The sequence below is a fragment of the Veillonella parvula genome, from assembly GCF_945949885.1.
Lineage (GTDB): Bacteria > Bacillota > Negativicutes > Veillonellales > Veillonellaceae > Veillonella > Veillonella parvula_B.
This window is the reverse complement of record NZ_CAMFFZ010000009.1, coordinates 35,102-48,982: the sequence shown is the minus strand read 5'-3', so window position 1 is coordinate 48,982 and position 13,881 is coordinate 35,102. Positions and strand designations below refer to the sequence as shown.

Annotated in this window: 10 protein-coding genes; 2 read left to right on the top strand and 8 right to left on the bottom strand. The window is 40.3% G+C overall.

Annotated features, from left to right (window positions below; translation table 11 throughout):
• Positions 1 to 13: 13 nt before the first annotated feature.
• The 4 genes from Q7O55_RS04255 to Q7O55_RS04240 all read right to left on the bottom strand — a co-directional run bounded on the left by Q7O55_RS04255 (position 14) and on the right by Q7O55_RS04240 (position 5,001).
• Positions 14 to 1,162: a glycoside hydrolase family 3 N-terminal domain-containing protein gene (locus Q7O55_RS04255; RefSeq protein WP_303928695.1), complete on the bottom strand. Its 1,149-nt coding sequence runs from the start codon at positions 1,160 to 1,162 to the stop codon at positions 14 to 16.
• Between the two features lie 408 nt (positions 1,163 to 1,570).
• A complete protein-coding gene (locus Q7O55_RS04250) occupies positions 1,571 to 3,001 on the bottom strand; it encodes a [FeFe] hydrogenase, group A (protein WP_270279088.1) in 1,431 nt (476 codons plus the stop codon).
• A gap of 415 nt (positions 3,002 to 3,416) precedes the next feature.
• A complete protein-coding gene (locus Q7O55_RS04245; protein ID WP_156697370.1) occupies positions 3,417 to 3,791 on the bottom strand; it encodes a hypothetical protein in 375 nt (124 codons plus the stop codon).
• A gap of 112 nt (positions 3,792 to 3,903) precedes the next feature.
• Positions 3,904 to 5,001, bottom strand: a complete 1,098-nt coding sequence (locus Q7O55_RS04240) for a helix-turn-helix transcriptional regulator (protein ID WP_303928692.1) — start codon at positions 4,999 to 5,001, stop codon at positions 3,904 to 3,906.
• Between the two features lie 102 nt (positions 5,002 to 5,103).
• Between Q7O55_RS04240 and Q7O55_RS04235 the strand changes: the two genes are divergently transcribed.
• Positions 5,104 to 6,459, top strand: a complete 1,356-nt coding sequence (locus Q7O55_RS04235; protein ID WP_303928690.1) for an MFS transporter — start codon at positions 5,104 to 5,106, stop codon at positions 6,457 to 6,459.
• Positions 6,460 to 6,773: 314 nt separating this feature from the next.
• Here the strand turns inward: Q7O55_RS04235 and Q7O55_RS04230 are convergent, their stop codons facing one another.
• The 4 genes from Q7O55_RS04230 to sfsA all read right to left on the bottom strand — a co-directional run bounded on the left by Q7O55_RS04230 (position 6,774) and on the right by sfsA (position 12,531).
• Positions 6,774 to 7,145: a hypothetical protein gene (locus Q7O55_RS04230; RefSeq protein ID WP_303928688.1), complete on the bottom strand. Its 372-nt coding sequence runs from the start codon at positions 7,143 to 7,145 to the stop codon at positions 6,774 to 6,776.
• Between the two features lie 79 nt (positions 7,146 to 7,224).
• A complete protein-coding gene (gene gyrA, locus Q7O55_RS04225) occupies positions 7,225 to 9,693 on the bottom strand; it encodes a DNA gyrase subunit A (protein WP_303928687.1) in 2,469 nt (822 codons plus the stop codon).
• Positions 9,694 to 10,100: 407 nt separating this feature from the next.
• Positions 10,101 to 10,844, bottom strand: a complete 744-nt coding sequence (locus Q7O55_RS04220) for a hypothetical protein (protein WP_303928686.1) — start codon at positions 10,842 to 10,844, stop codon at positions 10,101 to 10,103.
• 424 nt (positions 10,845 to 11,268) lie between these two features.
• On the bottom strand, positions 11,269 to 12,531 hold the full coding sequence (gene sfsA / locus Q7O55_RS04215) for a DNA/RNA nuclease SfsA (RefSeq protein ID WP_303928684.1): 1,263 nt from the start codon (positions 12,529 to 12,531) through the stop codon (positions 11,269 to 11,271).
• A gap of 393 nt (positions 12,532 to 12,924) precedes the next feature.
• Here sfsA and Q7O55_RS04210 point away from each other — a divergent pair, with 393 nt between their 5' ends.
• The gene (locus Q7O55_RS04210) at positions 12,925 to 13,881 is read left to right on the top strand and encodes a DUF1858 domain-containing protein (RefSeq protein ID WP_303928683.1); all 957 of its coding nucleotides are present in this window, start codon (positions 12,925 to 12,927) and stop codon (positions 13,879 to 13,881) included.

Sequence of the window (13,881 nt, the reverse complement as noted above, 5' to 3'; positions counted from 1 at the left end):
ATATCTACATATTTTATGGTTCAATTTGAGTTTGCATTTTCATCAATAAAATGCGCTTAACTGATTCGTTGAGGCGCTCGGTCGTAATCGTTCCATCCGCCACCGCCTGGGTCAGCGCACGATGGACTTCATCGATATGAATCGTATCCGCATCAACAAGAATGAGGTCACTGCCTGCCAAAATAGAGGCCACAGCGTAATCACCTATCTTTTGGTTAGATTGCAAAGCACCCACATCGATACGGTCTGTCATAACGATACCTTTATAGCCAAGCTCCTTGCGAAGCCAACCATCAATAATCGCCTTAGAGGAGCTCGCCAAATTCTCGTTATCGATAGCGGGAATTTGAATATGGCTCATCACGAGCATATAGCTATTCGCCGTCGTCTGTGCAATGAGACGTTTAAAGACGGCTACATCATTATTGCTGAGATACGCTTTCGCCTCATTAGCAGATCCAAAGGACGCATCCCCTAAGGTCACCGCCGGAAAGTAGTTATAAGCGAACCACATATGATTAATTTGGTAACGCTCCACCATGGCAAGGTTTATATAGCCTGCCCACGTGGGATCGGATGTATAGGACATATTAGGTACACCAAGATTAGCATTAGGCCCAATAACTAGGTTAAAACCCATATCCCGCATTTCAATAGCAGATCGCGTGGCCAAGTTGATGATACGATCCATAGGCAATTGCCCCCACCGATTGGGCTTCGGCAACCGCAAGAAACTTTCATTCCCATACAATATGCGATCACGATGTACCCCGATATAGGGTGTCACCATGCTAGAGGTTATCGCCGTTTGCATAATATCGCTGGTGAAAGTTTTCACTTGGTTCTTATTAATAAGATTTTCATTCGTTAGCATAACGCCACTGACACGGTATTTTCGAATCACATCCTTTTGGGATTGTCCTATCGTACTGCCATGAAGGCTGATCATCATCAGCTGACCCACCTTGTCCTCTTGAGACATGGCCGCAATCCAAGTATCCACCTTTTCAGACACCGGTTTGTTGGACTCCATGACGGCACGGTACGATACGGTTCGTACCGTTTCTTGTTCTGTCTGACTCTCATGTTGGCATCCAGTTGTACCAACGACAGCAACTAGTAAGGCAAGGCCACTCAGGCCCCGCCGAAAAAACTGGTTCATCTCTCCTAAAAACTCCTTAATGCTTACGCAATATTATGAATATTATGGGCTTTTTATGTTGCTCTCCCAATGCAACACCCATAATTCCCCCTTTGATCCGTACAGTATATTTTTATATTATACACTAAATGATTCATCTTTTCCTCATAATAAAATAATTTTTTCGTACTGAATTATTATAATAAAGTTATACAGTAAAAATATGTGAATTTTAAATAATTATATAAAAAATCCTACGAATCGTTTAAAAAGTGACCGCACTGTAACAAAGGCTACGTGAGTATCAAGTCACTCATGACCCGTAGGATTCTAATTTTATGTTGTTGTACCCTAAAGCGCTAACTCTACTATGAATTTATAAGCATTTGATTACTTTAACCGCCTGCTGTTGTAAGTAATCGGCTATCATTAACCTTTAAATTTAGGGGATGTTGGACATGTTTCAGGTGTTACGTCTTTACGAGTACCAAGAACCGCGCTACGGTCTGTGTAGTGTGTGTGTAAAAGTTCGTGTGCCTTGTGCCCCAATGGTTCGCCTAAGAAATCTTTGTACAATGTTTGGATTTCTTCATTTTCATAGGACGCAACCCATTTATAGTTTTCGTCAGCTTCGTAAAGGCCGCCGATACGAGCTTCCTTAGTTTTAACCGCTTGAGGCAATTTAGTGCGCGGTTGACCACCGCCACCGATACAACCACCTGGGCACGCCATAACTTCAATGAAGTCATAATGTTTACCGTTTTCTTTCAAAGCATTCAAAAAGTCACGTGTGTTTTTACCACCGTGAACAACGGCAACCGACAATGTTACGTCGTCACCCAATTGAACAGTCGCCTCTTTTACGCCTTCCATACCGCGAACGTCCTCGAGGTGAGTCAACGCATATGGAGGTGGCTCTTTATCAGTGATGAGCTTGTAAGCCGTACGCATCGCTGCTTCCATAACACCACCTGTGTTACCGAAGATGATGGATGCACCAGTTTCCATACCGATTAAATCATCAAATTTAGAATCTTCAATGGCATTGAAATCGAGGTTTTCCTCTTGGATCCAACGGATGAACTCACGAGTTGTGATGGAAATATCTGTATCCATGCCAAGGGAGTCATCATTATGATAACGAGCCGCTGCATTTTCTTCTTCTCGTTTTGTTTCTGCTTTTTTAGCAGTACAAGGGTTTACAGATACGGACACAATGTTGCGAGGATCGATGCCTTTTTTCTCTGCAAAGTACGTTTTAATCATAGCCGCTTCCATAGCGATACAAGAACGTGTAGAAGACAAGTTAGGAATCAACTCAGGGAAATAGATTTCCGCAAAGCGTACCCACGCTGGGCAGCAGCTGGTAAACTGAGGAATTTGACCGCCGTTTTTAAGGCGTTCCACAAGCTCGGATGCTTCCTCCATAATGGTTAAGTCCGCACCAAAGTTAGTATCTACTACATAGTCTGCACCAAGTGCACGCAAGGCACCGACCATTTTGCCTTCCAAGAATGTGCCAGGTTCATAACCGAAGCCTTCACCAATGGCTACACGAACAGCCGGAGCCGTTTGGATAACAACGATTTTCTCAGGATCAGCAAGGGCTGCTTTTACCTTTTCAAGCTCGGATTTAGCATGCATAGAGTCGAATGGGCATGCTGCCGCACATTGACCGCAATGGATACATACAGGCACATCGCCATTTGCATCAAGGTCGTAGTAATCAAGTACGCTCATTACATCCGCACAAGCGCGACGGCATAACGTACAGTTTTTACACTTGGAAATGTCGTGATAAATGGATGGATTGTCTAGTGCAATCGGCACGCGTTTATCGATAAATTCGTATTGAGACATGAGGACCTCCTCTAACAAACTATAACTACCAAACCTATTGGGGCGAAATATGCCAAACTACGGAGCACTGCGCCCAAGCCATACTTCTGCATCTTACCTATAGTATACGCTATAGTGAAAGTTTATACTATGTAGAATTGTTACACTTTTGCACAAAATCTCCGAAAAGTGTAGTTTAAATCACATTTTACCACGAATAGCTAAATAATTCACCTATTTTAAAGGAATTAAAAGCCCGTGAACAGAAACTAACTCCATATAACACAACATATGTTAGGTAAATATAATATATTCCAATGAAAATATAAAAAACGCACGTCCTCCATAGGAGAACGTGCGCAAGTAAAGCTTTCACAAAATCATTCAATCCAAACAAGCCTGTACTGATCAAGAGTGTCTCGTCTGTAGGATTCAATTATTTACCGCCCCAAATAAGTTGGAATACAGCGTACGCAGGCGTACCTGGCTCAACTTTACGGCTATCTTTATTAACTTGTTCCTCTTTCACAACATAACCTTGTGGGTTATAAAGAGTCACCTTAAGATCCTTAACTTCCCGTTTTTTGTGATTGAACTCTTCAGTCACGATGTAGTGGTAACCTTCGTAGTCCATAGCCTTAATGTCCATTACCGCTTTTTTATCGTCTTTTTTAACAGAATCATTGTCGATAGACCAAGTAACACCATTGCTATCAGTGCCTACTGTATACCAATTAGCCGCATCAACACTACCAATACCGCCGATTAATAATGCGCCTGCTGCCAAAACAGCTGCCAATGTTTTTTTCATAATAATACCTCTCAAAGAAAATACAAAAATATACAAACTAGTATATAAGGGAAAACTAAATGTTATATGAAAACTATCTCTATCAACCCACAACATGGTAATTCATCTTCTCTTAATTTCGAAAGAAGCGATAGAAATTTGGCATAAGTTGAGTAACTAACTCTGTCGGTTCATATAAAACAAACTTCTTCACTTTTCTTGCTTTCAATAACTTTGCATCTTTTAAAATTTGTAAGTGTCTCGATACACTTGAATCAGTCATTAATAAAATTTGTGCTAAAGACTGCGTCGTACATGGTTTCTCCAAAATATAGTTCATAATTTGTAGCCGCACTGAATCACTCAAAGCTTTAAAAATAGTAACTAATTCCTCCGGCGTGGAGTTATAGTAACTTGGTTGCTCCATAATATCATAAGTAATAGCAATTCCTTGATTAAAAGGTTCAACAAACAGATGTGGCCAAATAAAATAGCTTGGTAACAATATAATAGAATCGCTATCCTTTAAATGAATCTCTTGGTCAAAAGGTTTAATAATGGATAAGGCATCTTTTTCCCAATGGATTCGATCAATTTGTAAATGATTAAACATCTCTATAAAACCTTTTTCCCTCAAAAATGAAGATTGCTTTTGTATTTCAATTAAAAGCTTTTGCTCAATTGATTTTTCTTTCCAAGTATCATCAAAAATTGATTTTCTATACCAATCAATAAAAGAAAAAAGTCTCCTGTAAACACTTGTAGCATTTCGTCTCAAATCTTTAAGCAATTGATCATTTTCATTTAAAGAAAAATCTTTCCACTCTAGTCCTTTAGCTAATGTTGGAATAAAGGCATTTTCTCTATCATCTACTATTCTCTCCAAATACTCAATTAATCGAATAGTTGAATAATTAGCAAGAAATTCCTTTAAATTTTGTATTTCCTCTTCAATCGTTGTCATATGAGAGCGAAAATTACAAAGCAAAATAGGAGAGACCCCAAGTTCATAAAAAAGTTGGAAATAATGAAGATTCTCATAAAATTCTTCAGTAAGTTTATCTTGTATCTCAATCACCCAGTCAATATTAGTTCCATGATGGCGAGGATTTAGAAGAACATGTAAACTTCTAAAAAGTTCATTTAGAGGGGAATACACAAATTGTATTCTTTGTATCAACGTTTCATTTGTTTTCAAAGCATAATCGCTAAACCGAATTCTAATAGCCATAAACATCCTCCTGAACGATTCGATATTTTTTGAATCGTTTGATTATAGACTTTAGACTTATTATATTATACTTAATAGTTTTAAAGAAAAGGAGAAATCTTTATGAATAAACAATTGCAAGATTTACTCATAACAATTGTTGCAGGTATGGGAATGTTATTATCCACTCTTGATACAGGAATTATCAATATAGCATTACCCTTTTTAAAAGAACAGTTTCAAACTTCAACTGATATTGCAGCCTTCACAATAACTGGTTATACTTTAGCTTTAGCTATCTCTATCCTACCTTTAGGCGTATTAAGCGATAAATTTGGAAAATTAAAAATTTCTTATTTAGGATTCATGCTTTTTGGTCTGAGTTCTCTATTTTGTGGATTAATTAACAATATCAGTTTATTGATTATTGGACGAATTTTTCAAGGCATAGGAGCCGCTGCTTTACAAGCTACTTCTGCCGCACTAATTACAACTTTAGTGTCTGAAAAACGTAAAAATAGCTCTATTGGTATTCTAGGAATTATGATTGGTCTAGGACCCATCCTAGGGCCTTCTTTAGGCGGGATTATACTTTCTTTAAGTTTCTGGCAACTTATTTTTTTGATAAATATTCCTTTTGTAATTCTCGGAATTGCATGTAATAATTTTCTTCTCAATAAACTCTCCGAAAAAAACAACAAACGACAATTAGATATGCTTGGAATTACTATAAACACTCTCATGTTAGTTTCTCTCTTATTAGGATTATCTTTATTAAACAAATCACATCTATTTGTAATTGGTATAATCCTGATACTATCCAGCTTGTTGCTCGGAATTATATTTTACTATGTGGAACTTAATAACAAACACGCACTTATCGATATCAAAGGATTAAAAAATAATCCTCAAGTAATCTCTTACCTCTTTCAAACAGTTACTTTCGGTTTTGCCTCCGCAATGATCTTTTTACTTCCCCCCTTCATTTTTGAACAATCATATCATCTAGAAGTTGGGCAAACTGGATTTCTTGTTCTAGGAGCTCCTACAGGGCTGGTGCTTTTTTCAAGAATATCCAGTAAAATCAATAACGGCAATAAAAATAAGCTATTCAGCCATATTGGTCTAAGTATTATTCTCATATCCTTGATTTTTCTCTTACTAATCAATCCTAACTGGCCTTATCAACTCTTAACATTAGGATTATTCATCTACGGTATTGGTGGAGGATACTTTCAACCTGCTAATATTGCCAGTATTATGCAAGCCAGTCCCATGGAAATCCAAGGAAGTACAGGAGCTTTGCAGCGAATGCTGCAAAATATTGCGATTTCAATCGGTTCAGCTGTTGGTGCAACTTGCTTAAATCTTTGGTCAAATGATTTATTATTAGCAACTCGAATTGGTTGGGGAATTACACTAATTCTGGTTATTATAAGCTTAAAAGAAGTAATTAAATTTTCCCATCATAATAGTTAATACAATCTAATCCAGAGGCTGTAATTAAAACTTAGTTTTAATTACAGCCTCTTTGTCATATCTATTCAATAACACACCTACCTAAAACAAAAGCACACTCACCTTGGAATATTCCCTCTGTATGGAAAAAATGAATCTGACACGATTTAATATGGATATTCGCCCTGTAAGAACACTAATAATATAGAAAGCCCCGAACTATTCTGAAAACGACTTAGGTCACTATGGAGGCTTTCAGGATAGTTCGGGGCTACTTATACGTTCTGAGTATCTAAATAGACAGAGCGAATATCAGCTTCTATTAAATTGTTAGATTATTTTCCCCATAGGGCCTGCATAACTTCCGCCCCCATGGTGTCCGGTTCAATTTTCGTAGGTTTTTGTTTTTCTTTACTGGATAGCAATGCTATACCGGCATTGCTATATACTGTTGTATCAAGTTCTGTCCATGTTTTTTCTTTGCGATCGATCCGTACTGTGTAGATATATGTAAAGCCTTCTACATTGTTGATTTTAACAAGTACTGTGGCCGCATCATCTGTTTTATATACAGAAGAGTTGTCAATAAACCATGCCGCATCGTCAGCATCAGCATCGATATAGTACCAGTCAGCAGCACTAGCTTGACCAAAGCCACCTACAAAGAAAACTCCTGCTGCAAACATAGCAGCTAACCATTTTTTCATTTTTAAACTCCCCAACACTAGAGGCGACCATCTTAGATGGTCGCCCATGGTTACTCAATAGTTAATATAGTGTTTTATATTATTCTACTTCTTCTTCGATTTCAGCGCCTGGAATAACAGCAATACTAGCTACCTTATCGCCTTCGTCGAGGTTTTGTGTTTTCACACCAGAAATAGCTTTGCCTTTCTTCACAGCGATATCGTTCATGTTGAAGCGGATGATTTTGCCTTGCTCAGAAATAAGCATAACTTCATCATCATTATGAACAACCTCTACGGCTACTACGTCGCCTGTTTTGTTCGTAATCTTGAAGTTCTTAGAGCCTTTACCACCGCGTTTTTGCAATGTGTAAGCTTCCGCATCATTGCGTTTACCAAAACCTTCTTCAGAGATAGTAAACACTTGTGCTTCACTTTCATCAGTATTAAGAACACCAGCGCCTACAACTACGTCGCCTGCATTCAATTTAATGCCACGCACGCCGTGAGCCGCCCGTTTCATGAGGCGCACATCATGCTCGCTAAAGCGAATAGCGATACCTAATTTAGTACCAATCAAGATATCTTGGTTACCAGTCGTTACATTAACGGAAATCAAGCGATCGCCTTCGTCGAGATTAATCGCATTGAGCCCTGAACGACGGATATTACGGTATTCTTCAATAGCCGTGCGTTTTACAACGCCAAATTCAGTGACCATAAATAAATTTACATCTTCATGGACACGTTCAAGGTCGATCATAGTCGTAACGGATTCGCCTACCGCGAGTGGCAATACGTTAACCATAGCGGTACCGCGAGAGTTGCGGGAGCCTGCTTCCGGCACTTCGTATGCCTTGAGGCGATATGCACGGCCTGTAGATGTGAAGAACAACAATGTATTATGGGTCCGCACATGCATAATTTGCGTTACATAATCGTCTTCCTTCGTCTTCATGCCGATAACGCCAGCGCCGCCTTTATGTTGGTTGCGATATACGTTCGCGTTCATGCGTTTGATGTAACCTTGCTTAGTCAAAGTAACAACCATCTCTTCATCAGCAATGAGGTCTTCTACATCAAGGTCGGACGTATCGATTGTGATTTCAGAACGACGAGGGTCGCCGTATTTTTTCTTCATATCATCGAGTTCGTCTTTGACGATTTGACGTTGACGCACTTCGCTAGCCAAGATAGCTTTCAAGTCTTCGATCAATGCCAACAATTCCTTGTATTCGTCTTCGATCTTCTCGCGTTCCAAGCCTGTTAAACGGCGTAAACGCATGTCGAGGATGGCTACCGCTTGTTTCTCTGAAAGCCCGAATTTTTGCATTAATGCGTTGCGTGCAATTTCGTCAGTTTGAGAACTGCGGATTGTGGCAATCACTTCATCGATATGGTCGAGAGCAATCAACAAGCCTTCCAAGATGTGTGCACGCGCTTCGGCTTTGTTAAGCTCGAATTGAGTACGGCGTACGATAACGTCTAGACGATGATCTAAGTAGTAACCCAATACTTCTTTCAAATTCAATACGCGAGGATGTCCATCTACGAGAGCTAGCATAATCACGCCAAATGTTTCTTGAAGTTGAGTGTGTTTATATAATTTATTAAGTACGATATCCGGTTGCACATCGGCGCGCAATTCGATAACGATGCGCAAGCCTTGGCGGTCAGATTCATCGCGAAGCGCTGTAATGCCATCGATTACCTTATCACGGCTCAAGTTCGCAATTGTTTCAATTACGCGAGCCTTATTCACTTGGTAAGGAATCTCAGTCACTACGATCTTATGCTTGCCCTTGGACATCTCTTCGATGGTTGCACGAGCACGCATTTTAACGCTACCACGACCTGTGGAATACGCTTTTTTGATGCCGTCTCGGCCCAAAATGAGCGCTCCAGTCGGGAAGTCTGGACCTTTAATAGCGGTCATCAATTCATCTACAGTCACATCCGGATTGTCGATGAGCATCGCTAGGCCATTACATACCTCGTTGAGGTTATGTGGTGGAATATTTGTCGCCATCCCTACGGCGATACCACTGGAACCATTGATGAGAAGATTTGGAATCTTCGCTGGCAATACAGTTGGTTCTTGCAAGCTTTCATCATAGTTCGGCATGAAATCAACAGTTTCCTTGTCGATATCGGCAAGCATTTCCGTTGTAATCTTCGCCATACGTACTTCGGTATAACGCATCGCAGCGGCACTATCGCCGTCAATGGAACCGAAGTTACCGTGACCGTCAACCAAGAGGTAGCGCGTATTGAAATCTTGCGCCAAGCGAACCGTCGCGTCATAAACGGAGCTATCACCATGTGGATGATACTTACCGAGTACGTCACCGACGATACGAGCGGATTTCTTGTACGGTTTATTTGGCGTCATGCCTGTTTCGTGCATCGCATACAAAATACGACGATGTACTGGTTTCAAGCCATCGCGCACATCTGGAAGCGCACGCATAACGATTACAGACATTGCATAATCGATATACGCGTTCTTCATTTCTTTATCAATCTGAACGGGATGAATATTCCCGTGGGACCATTGTTGGTCTGCCACAATCTCACCTCATTTTACTAACACTGATACTAATTCATCATATAATTATAGCATTTTTGCGTATATAACGCTATATTTTGTAAAAGTTTCTTCCCATTACATAGCTCAATTACCCAACTGTTGCACAACTGTAATTAATTCTATAGAATTTACTTTAAAAAGCTCTCCATTCTCTTAGACATCGTTATTGTTGCCTTTGAGGCTACATTAGTTGTCATCGCGTTCATTATGCAAGAAACACAAAAGAAACATCCTATAGTATTGAACGAAAAATAAAATAGCTCATATATGCAAAAGACGTGTAGCTGATACTACACGTCTTTTGCATATATTGTTAATTTCAATCTTAATAATACAGTCGAGATTTACTTATTAACAATGGATACGTACTAAACAATAACTGCTATTTACTTACCCCCCGCTTGTAAACTACTGGCTAGATTACGTTCCAACTGTTGTGTATCCATACTTTCACTACCATAATTTTCTAACAATGTCTCTCGCCAATTTTTGTTTTTACCGAGGAATCGAAACCCTTTTATATACTGGGCCTTCGTTTTATCTACCTCACCTTTAGGTAAGTAATAGAAGGTAACCTTGCGACCATACGAAGCGCTCAATAAGCGTTTATCATTATTTGGCGAGTAGAGATTATAAATCCCCTTTAACACTGCTACCATATCAGCACCCTTCACGGTATCATCTACAAATATAAATTCTCCTTCATCAAATAAAGATACCTCACTCTGTCCAGCACGTCGTTTTAATTTAGAATCCATTAGCATATGCTGCTCATCAACCGTAGCCGTTTGCATACCATACTGTTTAGTTAAATCGCTAACCCTACCATTCAAATGATTCAAATATGCATCAGCATACGCAAAGTCCGTATTAGTTTTTCGCTCGCCACCAGGGGCCGGCAAGGTTGGCCACTTTACTACAGAATTTGTAGTAAAGGAAAAACCATTACTTTCATCATAAAACACATACACATTTCGCTGGAATGGCTTCTCCTTCTCTACCACAGACGACTGGAGAACAAGATTCGGATGCACAACCGAAAACTCCTTCTCCACACTAGACTTGATATCCTCTGGTGTAGCAGGATCACCATTCTCCGTCGTCCAAATGAAAGAACAACCACTCAACACAACACTACAAACACACACCAAAACCAACAACACAAACCTAACAAACAAAGGCATACACAACCACACCTCTCTCCAAATATTCCATGTGTATCAAATAATTCTATCAAATATGTAGCCACAATTATTGATAAAATCAGCTGATTGTTGATACTCTACTTCACTGCCTTTTCCCAATCAGGGGCCTCGCCCCATGCGAAAGGAATAGGGCTTTTGTTGTTAATGGTCGAAGCAACTAGTTAATAGAAAACATAGTTATGGATGGGACAAATTCACATATAACGTTATAAAAAAGGGATTCCCTTATTGATGAGCGACTTAGCTCGCTTTGGAGCGAAGAGATAAGGGACTCCCTTTTTTAACAATCTAGCATATTTGTATTCGGGCCCCATCCATACTATTTTCGGTTATTCGCCATTAACAACAATCACTTAACTAGCGCATCCAATGTATTCATTCGGAAGTCTTCTATTACATCCATAAACGCTTTGTTATGAATAGGATTTTCCGTCATCCCAAATAGGTGGCTTTTACAGTCACAGTCAGAGGATCCAAATTTAGGCACGTCCCATTCGGCAACGCCACGCACCGCATCAGCGAGAGCACATTCTACGTCAATTTTAGTTAAATCTACATCTGCGCTTTCACGAGCAGCCGAGTCATCGTCAGAGAGTTTACCTTTACGCCGTTTCTGAGCAGAAATTGTCATAGCCTGCGGCCGCCCACTAGTACGAATCGGCAAACCCGCTATCATTTCACAGTGTCCGCGGAAGTAATCTAAATGCCAGTGCATTTTCTTCCGTTTTCGTTTATGGCGTTCAATACGTTTCGTTAAATTTGCCTTCGCAGAACCAACGTACATATAGTACCCTGCCTTGAAATGCATCATCCCTTTAGAACCGATTTCGAGATCTAGATCGTGATCGAGGTACATGACCATCACATACACGCCACTATCATGAGCCTCTGTATCGAGAATGCTACTAGGATAGGAACATTCGTGTGTCACCGTAGGCATGGTGAAAGTCTCATCCCACGCCACAGCAACGGCTTTCCAATCTAACGAAGGTGCCACCTCTTTAAAGGTTTTGGCAAATTCCAAATCCGTATGATAATCTGGCAAGAACCACTGCGCTTGGTCCCATTGTACGAGGAATAGAACGCCTGTGTGATAGCCTTCGTTTTGTAATTCTTTCAGATGCAATAAATGCTTGCGGCCTCGCTCTGTAATCGCATCAGGGAACATGGCACCCGTCTTGGAAAACAAGGTGCAGGACTTAACCTCTAGTAAGAACTCATCGCCCTTATCATTAGTGAGGAGTAAGTCAAAACGGGAAGATGTACCGTGTAGTTTAACCGTATACTCTCGTCTTACTACACGCCATATCTCCCAACCAGGGATCAGTTTATTTTCGATTAAATGCTGTGCCACATCGTTGCTGTAGTTTGTATCGAGCATAATCACAACACCCTCACGCTCGATGCCTACCACGCGGTATTTCGTTTTCGCATCCGGCTTGTCGTGAGGCACGATGTACATCGTTACACCAGTGAATAAGAGCTCCCACATGCGTCCTGGGTTAGGCAAATGAGCAAGCACACTTTCACCATTCAAATCTAAAGTCACCACAAAACGATTCGGGCGACCTATATATGTTGCTTTTAAAATAGTATCGTAAAGGACTTTCATCGTTTCTCCTACATCAAAAACATTCTATGTGTCTATTATACGATATGTTACCCTTGGCTTTCATCTATAAACAGTATCATATATAATTATAGTTAGTAACAATCAATAATTAATATTAAAAAGTTCTATTTTTGTAGCTTGGGTTACATTATTGTTTGTTAAAATGGTTTATACTAAGAGCGTCGGGTCAGTATTCTAAATACCCATACTGATCATTACGCCGGGTTTTGATGAGGCATCGCCTAGTTGATCTCATCCCACTTATCCGTATATATGTGCGAAGCTTTCACAAAACCCTAGGGCGTAAATAATTAATATATAAAGAGTTTTATAGATTAACTAAGTAGTTTTAGCCACTATTCTCCGCAGAGAGGGCTCGAGAAAGGATTTAATATGGCACAAATTGCAGCAAATTTACAACGCATAAAAAACGGTCAACGCCGTTATGCAATTACACCTCGCATTCCAGCAGGTTTCATTCAACCAGATCAATTACAAAAATATATCGACGTAGCGAATGAGTTCGGCGCTGTTCTTAAATTAACTGGCAGCCAACGCATTATGATTACGAATTTAAAAGCAGAAGACGTAGATAAAGCATGGGAGATGCTTGGCATGGAGCCAGCATACACTGTATCCAACCGCGTACGCAGCGTAAAAATCTGCCCAGGTACTACCTTCTGTAAACGCGCTAAACAAGACAGCGTACATCTTGGCATGCAAATTGAACGCAAGTACTTGTCCCTTGAAATGCCAAGCAAAATGAAAATCGGCGTATCCGGTTGTCCAAACTCTTGTACTGAAAGCCGTATGAAAGATGTGGGCGTTATCGGTACTGTAGACGGTTGGAATGTATACGCTGGCGGTAGCGGCGGTGCGCATCCTCGCATCGGCGACCTCATCGCAGAAGTTAAAACTGAAAAAGAAGCTCTTGCATTAGTTGATCGAATCATCGCATACTATAAAGAAAACGCACAAATCGAACGCATGGGCGAATTCATCGACCGCATTGGTTTAGAGGCTTTCAAAGCAGCTGTATTGGGCGACCTCGAAGGTGCACCAGCTGAAAGTAAGTCCGAAGAACCAGCTGTGTTCTTGCCTGGTCAAGGTAATGATCCTGAAGTGGAAGCATCACGTCTCGAAGCAGGTTCCCCTATCACTCCAGACACAATTATTCGCGACATCGTTGAAACCTACCCACATGTTGTACCTGTATTACAAGGTATTGGTATGGGTTGCCTAGGTTGCCCATCTGCAACAGCTGAGCCATTATGGCAAGCCGCAGAAATCCACGGTTTTAATGTATACGATTTAGTAGAGAAATTAGAAACAGCACGAAAAGGAGCTTAA